Source organism: Nocardia jiangxiensis NBRC 101359, assembly GCF_000308615.1.
GTDB lineage: Bacteria > Actinomycetota > Actinomycetes > Mycobacteriales > Mycobacteriaceae > Nocardia > Nocardia jiangxiensis.
In genome coordinates, this window is the sequence record NZ_BAGB01000040.1 from 344,455 (window position 1) to 359,258 (window position 14,804).

At 69.2% G+C, this 14,804-nt stretch carries 14 protein-coding genes; 8 read left to right on the plus strand and 6 right to left on the minus strand.

Features of this window, described 5'->3' with window-relative positions; all coding sequences use genetic code 11:
* Nucleotides 1-65 precede the first annotated feature (65 nt).
* Nucleotides 66-998, minus strand: a complete 933-nt coding sequence (locus ON40_RS14060; protein ID WP_040822672.1) for a PDR/VanB family oxidoreductase — start codon at nucleotides 996-998, stop codon at nucleotides 66-68.
* A 145-nt stretch (nucleotides 999-1,143) separates the two neighbouring features.
* Between ON40_RS14060 and ON40_RS14065 the strand changes: the two genes are divergently transcribed.
* From ON40_RS14065 to ON40_RS14100, 8 genes are read left to right on the plus strand one after another with little or no spacing between them, the layout of a single operon-like run.
* Entirely contained in the window at nucleotides 1,144-2,304 is a 1,161-nt protein-coding gene (locus tag ON40_RS14065; RefSeq protein WP_040822382.1) for an acyl-CoA dehydrogenase family protein, read from the plus strand.
* A gap of 15 nt (nucleotides 2,305-2,319) precedes the next feature.
* Nucleotides 2,320-2,844, plus strand: coding sequence for a YiiD C-terminal domain-containing protein (locus tag ON40_RS14070; RefSeq protein ID WP_040822384.1), 525 nt, complete (start codon nucleotides 2,320-2,322; stop codon nucleotides 2,842-2,844).
* A complete protein-coding gene (locus ON40_RS14075; RefSeq protein WP_040822387.1) occupies nucleotides 2,841-3,746 on the plus strand; it encodes an alpha/beta hydrolase family protein in 906 nt (301 codons plus the stop codon). The genes ON40_RS14070 and ON40_RS14075 overlap by 4 nt, the downstream gene beginning before the upstream one ends.
* Nucleotides 3,747-4,913, plus strand: a complete 1,167-nt coding sequence (locus tag ON40_RS14080) for an ABC transporter ATP-binding protein (protein WP_040822390.1) — start codon at nucleotides 3,747-3,749, stop codon at nucleotides 4,911-4,913.
* A gap of 31 nt (nucleotides 4,914-4,944) precedes the next feature.
* Nucleotides 4,945-6,321 carry an ABC transporter substrate-binding protein gene (locus tag ON40_RS14085; RefSeq protein WP_218008784.1) on the plus strand — a complete coding sequence of 459 codons (1,377 nt, stop codon included), beginning with the start codon at nucleotides 4,945-4,947 and terminating at the stop codon, nucleotides 6,319-6,321.
* A complete protein-coding gene (locus tag ON40_RS14090) occupies nucleotides 6,318-7,172 on the plus strand; it encodes a metallophosphoesterase (RefSeq protein ID WP_040822395.1) in 855 nt (284 codons plus the stop codon). Before ON40_RS14085 ends, ON40_RS14090 begins: the two co-directional genes overlap by 4 nt.
* On the plus strand, nucleotides 7,172-8,125 hold the full coding sequence (locus tag ON40_RS14095) for a carbohydrate ABC transporter permease (protein WP_040822398.1): 954 nt from the start codon (nucleotides 7,172-7,174) through the stop codon (nucleotides 8,123-8,125). Before ON40_RS14090 ends, ON40_RS14095 begins: the two co-directional genes overlap by 1 nt.
* Complete coding sequence (locus ON40_RS14100) at nucleotides 8,115-8,930, plus strand: carbohydrate ABC transporter permease (protein WP_040822400.1); 816 nt, start codon at nucleotides 8,115-8,117, stop codon at nucleotides 8,928-8,930. Before ON40_RS14095 ends, ON40_RS14100 begins: the two co-directional genes overlap by 11 nt.
* Nucleotides 8,931-9,011: 81 nt before the next feature.
* On the opposite strand, the gene ON40_RS14105 is transcribed toward ON40_RS14100, so the two are convergent.
* The 5 genes from ON40_RS14105 to ON40_RS14125 form a co-directional block, all read right to left on the minus strand.
* A complete protein-coding gene (locus tag ON40_RS14105) occupies nucleotides 9,012-10,385 on the minus strand; it encodes an acetyl-CoA carboxylase biotin carboxylase subunit (RefSeq protein ID WP_083895622.1) in 1,374 nt (457 codons plus the stop codon).
* Complete coding sequence (locus tag ON40_RS48155; RefSeq protein WP_051193081.1) at nucleotides 10,382-10,924, minus strand: acetyl-CoA carboxylase biotin carboxyl carrier protein; 543 nt, start codon at nucleotides 10,922-10,924, stop codon at nucleotides 10,382-10,384. Before ON40_RS48155 ends, ON40_RS14105 begins: the two co-directional genes overlap by 4 nt.
* Nucleotides 10,925-10,937: 13 nt before the next feature.
* A complete protein-coding gene (locus ON40_RS14115) occupies nucleotides 10,938-12,674 on the minus strand; it encodes an acetyl-CoA carboxylase carboxyl transferase subunit (protein WP_040822403.1) in 1,737 nt (578 codons plus the stop codon).
* Nucleotides 12,671-14,239, minus strand: coding sequence for a PfaD family polyunsaturated fatty acid/polyketide biosynthesis protein (locus ON40_RS14120; protein ID WP_040822677.1), 1,569 nt, complete (start codon nucleotides 14,237-14,239; stop codon nucleotides 12,671-12,673). The genes ON40_RS14115 and ON40_RS14120 overlap by 4 nt, the downstream gene beginning before the upstream one ends.
* A gap of 85 nt (nucleotides 14,240-14,324) precedes the next feature.
* A partial coding sequence (locus ON40_RS14125) for a beta-ketoacyl synthase (protein WP_040822405.1) occupies nucleotides 14,325-14,804 on the minus strand: 480 nt, incomplete at its 5' end.

Below are 14,804 nucleotides of genomic sequence, written 5' to 3' on the forward strand. Positions count from 1 at the left end.
CGCGGTTGCGCGCACGTCTGTGGTGTCGACGAACAGTCGATTCGTTCTCGAAGATCCAGCGCTGTCTAGAGATCGAGGACGAGAACCTCCGAGCAGGCCCGGGAGACGCACAGCATCATGGTGTCGCCGCGCTCGCGCTCGGCCTCGGTGAGCACACTGTCGCGATGCTCGACGGCGCCGGACAGCACCGGGGTTTCGCAACTGCCGCAGGTGCCTTCGCGACACGAGGTGACGATGGGGACCCCGGCGGCCTCGAGCACGTCGGCGATCGACTGCTCCGCACCGACTCGAAAGCTGTTGCCGCTCTGTGCGAGTTGCACTTCGAACCGCTGGTTCTCGGTGTGCGCCACTACTTTCGGCGCGAACCGCTCCAGGTGCACCGGCACGCCGGAGGCGAGGCCCGCGTTCTCGACCGCCGTCAGCAACGGCTCGGGACCGCAACAGTACACCGCGGCGGCACCGGCTTCGCCGATGATTCGCTCGATCGGCAGCAGCCCGTCCTCGTCCTGCGGCACCAGCACCACTCGTCCGCCGTGGCGGGCCAATTCCGCGGTGAAGGCCAGGTGCGCCCGGCTGCGCGCGCCGTAGTACAGCGTCCACTGCGCGCCCGCTGCCGCCGCGGCGGCAGCCATCGGCAGCAGCGGGGTGATGCCGATGCCGCCCGCGAGGAAGACGTACGACGGCCGGTCCACGAGTTCGAAGTTGTTGCGTGGCAGTGAGACCCGCAGTTCCGAACCGGGTAGTGCGGTGCGGAAAAGATGCTCCGAACCGCCGCGCCCAGCAGGATCGCGCAGGATCGCGACACGCCAGCGCCGCGCGTCGGCGGGATCCCCGCACAGCGAATACTGCCGCACCCCGTACGGACCCACGCCGATATCGATGTGCGCACCCGGCGACCAGGCCGGTAGCGGCGTGCCGCCGGCGTTGGCGAGTTCGAGGCCGAACACGCCCTCGGCCTCGTCCCGGCGGGTCTGGACCCGCACCCCGAACTCCGTCATCCTGATCACCTCGGCCCTGTCGTTCGTCGCCACCACCGTGGCCGAGACACCCAGCCGATGCACGATGGTTGCGGGGACTCTTCTAGACCGATCGGCGTTGACTATCGCCCGCAGTATCGGGACGAACCGGACCGACACTGAGCGCATGACCCCTGTGGCGGAATTGGTCGACAAGACCAGGGAATTCGTTCGAGAGCACGTCATACCCATCGAGCGCGAGGTGGTGGTCGACGGCCGCGTCATGGACGACGCGCTGCGCCTGGACCTGCAGAAGAAGGCGAAGGACGCGGGCGTCTTCGGGCCGCTGTCGGACCCCCGGTACGGCGGGCTGGGACTGGACACCCGGGCCCAGGCTCAGGTGCTCGAGGCCGCGGGCGCCAGCCTGATCGGCCCGCTCGCGGTGAACGCCTGGGCACCGGACGACGGCAATATCCATCTGCTGGCCCACGTCGCCGATCCCGAGCAGCAGGAACGGTATCTCGCACCGCTGGCCTCGGGTGAGGTTCGCTCGGCGATCGCCATGACCGAACCGGCCCCCGGCGCCGGATCGGATCCGCGGATGCTGTGCACGGTGGCGGAGGAGACCGACAACGGCTGGGTCATCAACGGCGCCAAGCATTTCACCACCGGCGCCGCGGGCGCGGCCTTCGTGATCTGCGTGGCCCGGACTCCGGACGGGCCGACCATGTTCCTGGTCGACCAGGACAATCCCGGACTGCAGGTGGGGCGCCGGATGCCGACCCTGGACCACACCAGCGCACCCGGCGGGCACTGCGAGGTGAACTTCGTCGACTGCGAGGTGCCCGACTCCGCGGTGCTCGGCACGATCGGCCACGGACTGGAACTGGCCGCGGTGCGCTTGGCGCCGTCCCGCCTGACGTTCTGCATGAACTGGCTCGGCCTGGCGGTGCGAGCCCAGCAGCTCACCCTGGATCATGTGGTGCGCCGCACCGCCTTCGGCTCGCCGATCGCCGAACACGGTCTGGCGCAGGGCCTGATCGCGGACAGCGAGATCGATATCGCTGCCGCGCGCGGCCTTATCGCGACCGCGGCCGCCACCATCGACGCCGAGGGCGCGGTCTCCGCGCAGGCCCGGCACGAGACCTCGATCGCCAAGACCTTCGTCTCCGAGGCGGTGTGGCGGGTCCTGGACCGGGCCGTGCAGCTGCACGGCGGCCTCGGCGTCTGCGAGGACCACCTGGTGGCCCGATTCCTGGTGGAGGCCAGGGCATTCCGCATCTACGAGGGCCCGTCGGAGGTGCTGCGGTGGTCGATCGCCCGCCGCGCCCTGCGCGGACCGCGCTGACCCGAGGAGGACATCATGACCACGCATGTGACCGGCGCTTTCGCCGCCGCCTATCCCGATCTCGACCCGGCCGCGGTCGATTACGAATACCTGCGCGCGGTATCGCAGGACATGGTGCCGTTCGGACGGCACGTGGGCACCCTGATCACCGAGGTCGGCCCCGAGCAGGCGGTGGTGGAGATCCCCGCGGTGGACCACGCTCGCAACCACATGGGCACCGTGCACGCCGGCGCGCTGTTCACCGCCGCCGACATCGCGGGCGCGGCGGCCTTCGTCGGTGCGGCCGCGGCCCGGCTGTACACCGTCGAGCGGCTGGTGCTGCGCGGCGGCACCGCCTCGTATCGCAAGCCCGCCGTGGGCCGCATCCGCGCGATCGCCACGGTGGATCAGCGCGAGCTGGCCGACATCCTGGGCGCCGAGCGGTCCGAGCGTTTCGAACTCGGCGGCAAGGCGCTGCTGCGCGACGACAACGACGTGGTGGTCGCCAAATTCACCTTCGACTACGTCTGCGACGTCACCCTGGGCGAGGACCGGTCATGACCACCGCCACCCCCGAATCCCGGTCCGAATTCGGCACGTTGGACTCCACCACCGTGACCACCGCGGACGGGGTGAGTTTCACGCTGCGCTGGCTGCCCGCCGAGCGCGCCGACGCACCCGTGGTATTGCTGCTGCCCGCGATGGCGATGAAGGCCAAGGCGTACTTCTTCCTCGCGAAAGCACTGCACGCAGAGGGTCTTTCGGTCGCGACCTGCGATCTGCGGGCCCAAGGCGAGGCCCGTCCGGCGCTGGGCGAGCACACCGACTTCGGCTATCGGGAGATGCTCGAGATCGACATGCCCGCCATCGTGTCCGCGGTCGAGCAGCGCTTTCCGGGCGCGCCGCTGCGGCTGTTCGGGCACAGCCTGGGCGGTCAGGTGGCGCTGCTGTTCGCCGCCGCGGAGCCGGAACGGGTTGCCGGAGTGGGCGTCATCGGCACCGGCACCGTGTTCTGGTGGGCGTTCGGGATCCGCCGTTGGTTCGAGGCACTGAGCCAGATCCAGTGGATCGGGCTCGTGGCGCGGATCAAGGGGCACTGGCCCGGCGGCGTGCTGATCCCGGCCCCGATGCCCGGCGGGGTGATGCGAGACTGGTCGCTGCACTCGCTGACCAGTTACTACCGCCCGCGCGGCACCCGACGCCGCTACAACACCCTGCTGGCCGCGATGACGTTGCCGGTGCTGGCGATCTCGCTGTCGGAGGATCCGCTGGGCCCGAAATCCAATGTGGACTTCCTGGTTTCGCGGATGCCTTCGGCTCGGATCACGCGCTGGCATCTGGACGAGCGCTCCGCGGTCGTGCACCGCGACCACTTCGCCTGGGTCAAGGACTCCCCCGCGGTCGCAGCCGGTGTGGCGCAGTGGATCTCGGCGGGGACCGTGCCAGAGCCCGAGGAGCGGTAGGTGGCCGGACTGCGCCTCGAGGCGGTCTCCAAACGGTTCGGTGCGACGCATGCCGTGGACGAGGTGAGCCTGGACATCACCGACGGTGAGTTCCTGGTGCTGCTGGGACCCAGCGGTTGCGGTAAGTCGACGCTGCTGCGCATGATCGCGGGGCTGGAGGAACCGAGCTCGGGTCGAATCCTGTTGGACGGCAACGACATCACCGACGCTCCGGCCCAACGCCGGGATCTGGCGATGGTGTTCCAGAGCTACGCGCTGTACCCGCATCTGACCGTGGCGCAGAACATCGCCTTCCCGCTGCGGGCGCGCCGTCGGCGCCGGGCGCACATTCGCGAGCAGGTCGCCGAGGTGGCCGCGACGTTGCAGCTGGACGAGTTGCTGGGGCGCCGCCCGGCCGCGCTGTCCGGCGGTCAGCGTCAGCGAGTCGCGTTGGCGCGGGCCATGGTTCGCGATCCCGGCGCATTCCTGATGGACGAGCCGCTGTCCAATCTGGACGCCAAACTGCGCAGCGCCACCCGCGCCGAGCTGATCGCACTGCATCGGCGCCTCGGCGCGACCTTCCTGTACGTCACCCACGATCAGGTCGAGGCGATGACGATGGCCACCCGGATCGCGCTGCTCGATGCGGGGCGGGTGGCGCAGGTGGGCACTCCCGAGGAGCTCTACGACCGGCCCCGCTCGGTCTTCGTGGCCGGTTTCCTGGGCTCGCCGCCGATGAATCTGTTCCCCGCCGTGGTGCGCGAACATGACGGGCGGCTGCGGGTGACGGCCGACGGAATCGACATCGCCCTCGACGCATCGGCCGCCGACTCGCCGGACGGCGGCAGCGATGCCGCTGGGAACGTCACCGAACAGAAGGTCGTCGCGGGTATCCGCCCGGAACATCTGCACCTGGAACACGGCAGCACCGATATTTCCGGAACCGTGACCATGGTCGAGAATCTGGGCAGCGAAGAGCTGGTGCACATCTCGATCGGTGAGCTGTCGCTGTGCGCCCGGGTCCCGCGCCCCGCGGGCGTCTCGGTCGGCGAGCGCATCGGCGCCCGGGTCGCGCCCGAGCGCATACACCTGTTCGACCCCGAGTCCGGTATGCGGCTGCGTCGGCAGGAGCCGCAGCCGAGAATCCCCGCCGCGCACGACGATCGTCCCGTCGTGCCGGTCCCCTGAACTTCGCCACCACTCGATGAGGAGAAAAACCGTGAAACGCACCATGCCCCTGCTGGGCCTGGTACTCGCCTGTACCCTGGCGCTGAGCGCCTGCGGTGGCATCGGCGGCACCGATGGCACCACCACCGCGACGAGCGTCGCGCAGATCCCGCAGCTGAAGGCGGATCAGCAGGTGTCGATCGTTTTCGAGTCGTACAACTACGGCCTCGCCGGGCCGTGGACCGACACCTTCAACGCACTGATCGCCGAATTCTCCAAGCAGCACCCGAATATCAAGGTCACCGCGCAGAAGCCGCAGGGCAACAGCCCCAACCCGGCCACCGACACCATCTCCAGCATCCAGAACCAGATGGCCGCCGGCACGCCGCCGGACGTCGCCCAATTGGGTTTCAGCGACCTGGATTTCACCATCCATCAGCTGGGCGCCAAGCCGCTGGACGAGTTGGTCGGCAAGCAGGAGGTGCAGGCCGAATTCGACGGGCCGCAGCACGCGTACGCCCCGCGCGCCCGCACCCTGGACGACTGGGGCGGCCACACCTACGGTGTGCCGTTCGTGTTCTCCACCCCGGTGCTGTACTTCAACGCCTCGCTGTTCCAGCAGGCCGGGCTGGATCCGGCCAAGCCGCCGACCACCTGGCAGCAGGTCGCCGACGCCTCGCGCGCCATCGTGGACAAGACCGGCAAGGGCGGTGTCTACATCGACTGCCTGACCAAGACCGCGAAGGACTGGTGCTTCCAGTCCATGGTGCGTTCCAACGGCGGCCGGGTGATCTCCGAGAACCGTAAGACGCTGACCTACGCCGATGCTCCCGCCGTCCAGGTGACCCAGTTCGGGCAGCAGCTGGTCACCAGCGGCGAGATGCCCAAGCTCGACCAGAAGCAGGGCTACGAGAGTTTCGCCCGCGGTGATATCGGGATGATCCTGGAGACCAGCGCGGTGCAGGGTGTGTTCGAGAAGGGCGCCAAGGGCAAGTGGGACCTGCGCGACACGCAGATGCCCAGCTTCGACGGAAAGCCCACCGTGCCCACCAATTCCGGTGCGGGACTGCATATCCTGTCCAACGATCCGGCCAAGCAGCGCGCCGGGTGGGAACTGATCAAGTTCCTCACCAGCCCGCAGGCATTCACCACGATCGCCAAGGGCATCGGCTACCTGCCGCTGCGCACCGGCCTGCTCGAGGACCCCAGCGGCCTGCAGACCTGGGCGCAACAGAACCCGCTGGTCACCCCCAACGTCGCCCAGCTGGATCGGATGGAGCCGTGGGTATCGATGCCCGGCACCAACTATCTCCAGGTCCGCGACGCCATGATGGACGCCGTCGAATCGGTGGTGTTCCAGGGCAAGGATGCCCAGTCCACTCTCACCGCCGCCCGCGATGCGGGCGCCAAACTGCTGCCTGCGTCATGAACGATCTCACCATCATCCAGATCAGCGACACCCACATCCGCGCCGCCGGGGAACTCTTGCACGGCTGCGTGGACACGATGGCCAATCTGACCGTCGTGCTGGACAGGTTGCGCAACGGGTCCCGGATCGACGCGCTGGTGTTGTCCGGCGACCTCACCGACAACGGTTCGCCCGAGGCGTACCGACGGTTGGCCGGGGCCGTGGAACCGGTGGCGGCCGAGCTCGGCGCGACGGTCGTCTATGCCATGGGCAATCACGACGAGCGCACCGCATTCGGGGTCGAACTGCTGGGTCTGGACGCGGACAGTGTCGATCCCGATCGGCCGCACGACTCGGTCGTCATGATCGACGGAGTGCGGATCATCGCGCTGGACAGTTCCACACCGGGCCACCACAACGGACGCCTGGAAGCGGACCAATTGGCTTGGCTCACCGAGGAATTGCGCACCCCCGCCCCGCGCGGGACGTTGCTGGTGCTGCACCATCCGCCGATCCCGTCGGCGAATCCCGCAGCCGAGGTGCTCAAACTCCAGCAGGCCGAGCAGTTGGCGGCGGTTGTGGCGGGCACCGACGTGGGGATGATCGTCTGCGGGCACAACCATTTCACCGCGGCCTCGGCGCTGGCCGGGATCCCGGTGTGGCTGGGACCGGCGGTGGCGTACCGGCTCGATCCGATGGCGCCCGCGGGGCGGCACCGGGGCATCGCCGGATTCGGTTACAGCCGTATCGATGTCGTGGGTACCGCGTTCGTGGTCACCGCGGTGGAGGCCACCCCGGCTCCGGCGGTCTACGACCGGGCGCAGTCCGACGTGCTCGACGAGCTCGCGGCGTTCGCCGCCGAGTCGCACTGATGTTCGTCATCGACACCTCTGCCGAGCAGCAGCACAGTTCCGTTGCGGCTGAATCGGTTCCGGCGCGTCGTTCCGTCCTTCGCCGGGCGGGGCGGCGCGCCGTGCCGTATCTGTATCTGGCACCGGCGCTGGTGCTGCTGGTGGTGTGGACCTATCGGCCGCTGTTGCAGGCGGTGCAATTGTCCACCTACTCCTGGAATCTGCTGCCCACCTCACCGAGCACACCGGTGGGGTGGGCGAATTACCATCGGCTGCTGGGACTTCCGGCGTTCACCGACTCGATCGGCCGCACCGCGGTGCTCATCGCCGGGCTGGTGCCGTTCACCGTCGTGCTGCCGGTGCTGCTCGCTCTGGCCGCGCGGCGCGTGTCCGATCGGGCGCGCACCGTCTACCAGGCATTCGTCTTCGCGCCGTTCCTGGTGGCGCCGGTCGCCGCCGCTGCGGTGTGGCGATGGCTGCTGAACCCGCGCAGCGGTGCGGTGGATCGGGTAATGGGCTCGGACCGCAACTGGGTGTACGAGCCGTCCACCGCGCCGTGGGTGATCATCGTGATCACCGGCTGGCAGTTGCTGGGTTTCGCGGTGCTGGTGGTGTGGGCCGGATTCGCCGGTATCAGCGGTGATTACGACGAGGCGGCCCGGGTGGACGGCGCCCGGCCCGGCCAGATCCTGCGCTGGATCACGCTGCCGCTGCTGTCGCCGACACTGCTGTTCCTGGTACTGACCACGGTGCTGCTCAGTCCGGTGCTGACCTTCCCCTTGATCGACACTCTCACCCAGGGTGGACCGACCCAGTCCACCACGAACATCTATTACCTGTTGTGGGACTACGCCTTCCACAGTTTCGACGCCGGACTCAGCGCGGCCGCGGGCGTGCTGCTGTTCCTCGGTTTCGGAGCGATCGCCGGAGTGCTGGTGTGGATCTCGGAAAGGGTGTCCTTCCATGATGATTGACCGGCTGCGCACCGCCGGCAGCCATCTGCTGCTGGCGGTGACGGCGCTGCTGTGTGCCTTCCCGATCTACTGGCTGTTCGCGACGGCCCTGCGGCGGCCGCAGGACGTCTGGTCGCTCTCACCGGTGCCGTGGCCGCTCTCGGCGGCCAACTACATCGATGCCGCGCGCCAGGTCGACGTGCTGGGCCTGATCGGGAACACGTTCTTCATCGCCGCCCTGTCCGCCGCCGGGCAATTGCTGGTGGCGCTGCTGGCCTCGTATGCGTTCACCATGTATACCTTTCCGCTGCAACGGGTGCTGTACCTGGCGTTCGTGGGCACCTGGCTGGTCCCGTTCCAGGTCACGATGCTGCCCAACTACATCCTGCTCAATCAGCTCGGGTTGCTGAACACGCTGATCGGCGTGGTGTTGCCGACGCTGTGCTCGGCGTTGGCCGTACTGCTGCTGCGTCAGCACATGGCGGCCTTCCCGAAGGAGCTGGTGGCGGCGGCCAAGATCGACGGGCGCTCGTCCTGGTCGATCCTGTGGACGGTGGTGGTCCCCAATCTGCGGCCCGCCCTGGCCGCACTGGCGATTCTGCTGTTCATCAACGAGTGGAACGAGTACTTCTGGCCCGCAGTGGTGCTCCGCAAATCCAACGGGGTGTTGCAGCTGGGACTGCGCAGCTTCCTCAGCAGCGCCGAGCAGGATCAGTGGGGCCCGATGATGGCGGTGGCCAGCCTGGCCTGCCTGCCGGTGATGCTGCTGTATCTGGTGTTACAGCGGCAGATCGTCAATGCGTTCGTGCGGTCCGGGTTGAAATAGCGCGGATGTCGCACGGCGGCAACGAGAACGGGGCCGGTCCGGGAACATGTTCCCGGACCGGCCCCGTTCTGTTCGTCGTATTCAGCGCGCGGCTACCGCTGTGGTGAGCGAACCGATCAGCGCGGTGTCGTGCTCACCGGCCCGGAAGCGCGGATGATCCAGGATGTCGTGCAGGAATTGCGCGGTGGTGACGACGCCGCGGCCGTCGATCCTGGTCTCGGCCAGCGCCCGTCGCATCCGCGCGATGGCCGCGGCCCGGTCCGGCGCCCACACCACGACCTTCGCGAGCAGCGAATCATAGTGCGGCGGAATCGAATACCCGGTCTCGATATGCGTGTCGACCCGCACGAACGGTCCGCCGGGCAGCACGCATTCGGTGAGAGTGCCCGGCGCCGGGGCGAATTCGCGCCCCGGATCCTCGGCGTTGATCCGGCATTCGATCGCCACCCCGTTCGGGTGGGCGGCGGACGGCGGCACCGACAATCGCTCCCCCGCCGCGATGCGCAGCTGTTCGGCCACCAGATCCAGGCCGGTGACCATCTCGGTGACCGGATGTTCCACTTGCAGACGGCAGTTCACCTCCATGAAGTAGAACCGGCCGTCCGGGGCGAGCAGGAATTCGAAGGTGCCCGCCCCGACGTAGCCGACCGCTTTCGCACCGCGCACCGCTGCCGCACCGATCCGCTCGGCCAGTTCGGCGGACAGGCCGGGCGCGGGCGACTCTTCCACGAGCTTCTGGTGCCGTCGTTGCAGCGAGCAGTCCCGCAGGCCCAGATGCACCACGGTGCCGTGGGTATCGGCCAGGATCTGCGCCTCCACATGCCGCGCGGAGTCCAGATAGCGCTCCACGTAGAGGCGGCCGTCGCCGAAGACGGCCGCGGCGTTGGCCCGGGTCTCCTGCCAGGCCGCGGCGAAATCGGCGGCCTCGCGCACCACCCGCATCCCGCGTCCGCCGCCCCCGGCGACCGCCTTGATGATCACCGGGTAGCCGATCTCGTCGGCCAGCGCCTGCGCCTCGTCGACCGCGTCGATCGGATCGCGGCTGCCCGGCAGCAGCGGCAGCCCGGCAGCCGTCATCAACGCCCGCGCACTGGATTTGTCGCCCAGTTCCGCCATCACCGGCGCGGGCGCACCCACGAACACGAAGCCCTCGCTCTCACACACCTCCGCGAAATCGGCGTTCTCCGAGAGGAATCCGTAGCCGGGATGGATGGCGTCCGCGCCGGTGGCGCGCGCCGCCTCGATGATCGCCGGAATGTAGAGGTAACTGCGCTTGGCGGCGCCGGGGCCGATCTGGATCCGCTCGTCGGCCAACCGCACCGCGGCGCTGTCCCGGTCGGCGGCGGAATACGCAGCGACAGTGGCGATCCCGAGTTCGGCGCAGGTGCGGATGATCCGCACGGCGATCTCGCCGCGATTGGCGATCAGCACCTTGCCGATCGGGCGGGCGGTCACCGCACCACCTCGAGCACCATCAGAGCCTGACCGTGTTCGACGGCCTCGCCGTTCTCGATCAGGAAGCGCACCACCCGGCCCTCCCGGGCGGTAGTCACCGGGATCATCAGCTTCATCGCCTCGACAATGCCGACCTGTTGCCCCGAGCGCACCGGATCGCCCTCGGTGACGAACGGATCCGCGCCGGGCTCGGTGGCGCGGTAGAACACGCCGACGGTCTCCGCGCTGATGGTGAATGTGTCTGCGGCACTGCCGTTCCGGCTCGCCACCGGTTCCGAATCAGCCACGGCGACGGTTACGGCGGGCAGCTGCGGCACGACCTCGGCGGGCAGCAGCGCATCCGGTTCGATCGCCGGTTCGTCCCCGCTGTCCCAGCAGATCCGCAGGGATACCGGGCCGTTGGCGACGGTCACGGAGGTGGCGGCCGTGGTGGCCGAGCGCACCCCCAGTGCATGCCGGGCCAGCACGGTGAGAGTGCGGTCGGCGGCGGTCGCGTCCACGGCGCGGCCGATCGTCTCGGTGGTCACGGTCTCGGTCATCGCATCTCCTCGGTCACGCATCACGGAATGTGGGATCGTCGGTCGGTGTGCCGGGGCTCACGGCATCGGGCTGCTCGCCTGCGATCCGGCCGAAGGCACGGAAACGCCGGTAGCGCGCGGTGGACAGCTCATCCGGCGACAGCTCGCGCAATCCGGTCAGCGTCCGGGCGATCGCCGCGCGCACCCGGCCGACCATCGCCACCGGATCCCGGTGCGCGCCACCGGACGGCTCGGGTACCACCGCGTCGGCGACGCCCAGCCGCAGCAACGATCCGGAGTCCACCTGCAAGGCGCGCGCCGCACGCGGGGCGGCCGCGGCGTCCTTCCACAGGATCGACGCGCAACCCTCCGGACTGATCACCGAATACACGGAGTTCTCGCACACCAGCACCCGGTCGGCCACCCCGAGCGCCAGCGCACCACCACTGCCGCCCTCGCCGGTGATCACCGCGACGATCGGAACCGGCAGTCCGGCAAACAGTTTCAGCGATTCGGCGATCGCCACCGCCTGGCCCCGCTCCTCCGCGGCGACACCCGGATAGGCACCGGCGGTGTCGATCAGTGTGACCACCGGCAATCCCAGCTTGCCCGCCAGCCGGGCCACCCGGGCCGCCTTGCGATACCCCGCCGGAGTGGGCATGCCGTAGTTGTGCCGGGACAATTCGGCAGCGGTGTGCCCCTTCTGCGTACCCGCCACCACCACCGGAGTGCCGTCCAGCCGGGCCAGGCCCGCGATCAGCGCCGGGCAGTCGGCGGCGAGCCGGTCACCGTGCAGTTCGATGAATTCGTCGAAGGCACCGGACAGATAGTCCAGGGTGCTCGGCCGGCCCAATTCCCGTGCCGCGCGGACACATTCCCACGGATCGCGCTCGGGCACCGCATCGGGATCGGTGACCGGATCGGATTGTCCCGGCGCGTCGGCGGGCCCGCTCATCGCCGGTTCGGCCACGGTCATCGCGACCAGCCGGGTGAGTCGGTCGCGCAGGCTGTTGCGGTGGCAGATGAAATCGATGAATCCGTGCTCGAGCAGGAATTCGGCGGTCTGGAAGCCGTCCGGCAGTGTTTCGCCGATGGTCTGCGCGATCACCCGCGGACCCGCGAAGCCCAGGCGCGCACCGGGTTCGGCCACGATGATGTCGGTGGAGGTGGCGAACGATGCCGCCACGCCGCCGTAGGTGGGGTCGGTGACCACCGACACGGTCAGCACTCCGGCCTCGTCCAGTCGCTGTAGCGCCTGGCTGGTCTTGGCCATCTGCATCAGCGCCAGGATCCCCTCCTGCATCCGGGCGCCGCCCGAGGCGCTGACGATGATCAGCGGCGCGCGATCGGCCAGCGCGGCCTCCGCGGCCGCGGTCACCGCCTCGCCCACCGCCGCGCCCAAGCTGCCGCCGAAGAATCGGAAATCCAGTACCGCCAGCACGACCGCGACCCCGCCCATCCGGCCGCGCACGCACCGGGCCGCATCCGGCATCCCGGTGCGCCGCCGAGCCTCCGCTAGCCGCTCGGGATAGCCACGAGTATCGCTGAACCGCAACGGATCCGGCACCGTCGGCGCGGCCACGACGGCTTGCGCCGAGTCGGCGTCCAGCAGCATGGCGATGCGCTGGTCGGCGGTCAGCGGACCATGGCTGTCGCACTCCGGGCACACCCGGTCACCACGGTCGTAGCGCTTGCGGTAGATCATGTCGCCGCAACCGGGGCAGCGCATCCACCCACTGGCCACGACCGGCCTGGTCTCGAGTATGGTCACTTGTCCTCCAGGGGTCGAGGCACGTACCGGGTGCAGCCCGCGGGCAGCCGGGTGCCCGCCGCGCGCAACTGGGCCACCCGGGTGAGATAGGCCGCGCCGTACATCAATTCGTCGGCCACATCCGCCACGTACCGATGGCTCGGGGCCGCCAGATAGGTGCCCGCCACCCAGGTGTTGAACGCGCCCATCGCCGGGCCGCACCAGATCTGGTAGTCGGCCGAGCGGTCCGCCGCGCCGCGGATACTCCACCCGGACGACAGCCCGAGGTACCACCGGAACACCAGGGCCATCCGATGTTTCGGGTCCTGCGCGGCACCGGCGAGCTGTGCCGGATCACGCTCGGTGAAGAATTCCACGCAGTCGCGCCAGATCTCGTCCACCGGCCGCCGCAGCACGGTCCGCTCCAGGTCCAGACGCTGCTCGGCGGGGATGTCGTCGAGTCCGTCGTAGGCGCGGTAGAGTTCGTAGAGCCGCTGAGCCCTGGCGGCGAACATGGTCCCGCGCCGCAGCACCTGGACCTGCACCCCGAGTTCGAACATGTCCGAGGACGGGGCCATCGTGCAGTCCGCGAATTCCGCTGTGGCCAAGAGCTTTTTCGTGTGTTCGCACTGTGCGGCCTCGCGGCAGGACTGGTTCACCGACCCGGTCACCACGTACGCAGCCCCCATCGAGAAGGCGGCCGCGACCGCGTCCGGGGTGCCGATCCCACCGGCCACACCGATCCGCACCGTCGTGGCTGCGGGCAGCTCACGGGCGATCCGGTCACGGGCGGTGACGATTTCGGGAAACAGCACCGTCAGCGGGCGCCGATCGGTGTGCCCGCCGGAATCGGCCTCGGCGGTGATGTCGTCGGCCATCGGGGTCTGCGCGGCCAGCCGCGCCTGCTCGGCGGTGATCTCCCCGCGCTCGGTCAGCACGCCGAGCAACCGGGCCGGGGCGGGCCGCAGAAACAGTTCGGCGACCTCCACCCGGGACACCTTGGCGATCAGGCGATGTCGGCGTTGGATAGTGCCCTGCCGGTCCAACGCCAATCCGGCCGCGCGATACCGCACCACCTCGGTGGTCAGATCCATGAACGCCGATGCCTCCACGCAGTGCACGCGGTGCCGCAAGCACGCATCGACGATGGCGCGCTCCAGCGCCGGTTCGGACGGGCTGTGAATGAGGTTGCAGGCGAACGGTTCTCCGGACAATGTCCGGGCGAGCTCACCCAGCGCCGCGTCCACCACCGCCGGCGTCACCCCGGCGGCCCCGTAGGAGGCCAGATACCCCGCGCGCGACATCGCCGCCACGAGGGCGGGCGAGGCGATGCCGTTGGCCATCGCGCCCGCGGCATAGGCGGCGCGCACACCGTGCGCCGCCCGGAATGCGCTGTCGCCCAATCGCTCCGGCGGCAGCGGGCCGACCCCGGTCAGGATCTCCGACCGAGCCGCCAGCGCCCGCGACGCGGTCACCCCGATTCGGCCCTCGTGCCGGACCACCCAGCAGGGTATGTCGAGGTCCAGCAGTATCGCCGTGATGTCCGCCTCGGTCTCGGCGAGCGCGTGGGTCCCGAAGGTCGTCATGGCCATTCCGTCCTGCCTCCGGCACCGGATGCCGGTTTCCTCGGCCTGCTCGCGCCGCCGCCTGTGCGCGACTGTTCGGTGGTGGTCACGGCAGCACCGCCCGGTCGGCGAGTTCGATTGCGAGATCGATGAGTTCGTAGATGCGCAGTCCGGGCTTCCACAGCGATCCGTCCACCACCACGGTGACGGTGTGCGCTTCCCGGTGTACCTGTTTGATGTGCGCCTCGAGTTCCACGGTGCCGTCGCTGGGCAGGAACTGCCCCCGGTAGCGCCAGGAGAATTCGATATCGCACGGGATGCGGAACACCGGATCGGTCATCTCCGCCGCGAATCCCGCGTCGAGCATCCACTCCTGCACCGCGTGGATCACCGACTCCACCCCGAGCGAGCCGGGAATCACCGGGTCGAGGTGGAAGTGCCGGTCGAAATACCAGTCGGTATCGTCGATCTCACGCAGCGAGTGCAGGTAACCGGCCTGGTACTTGCCGCCGCCGTCGACCACCTCGACGCGGTCGATCAAGGCCAGGGTGCGGCGCGCGCACAGCGGCGCGGCCGGATCGGCCCG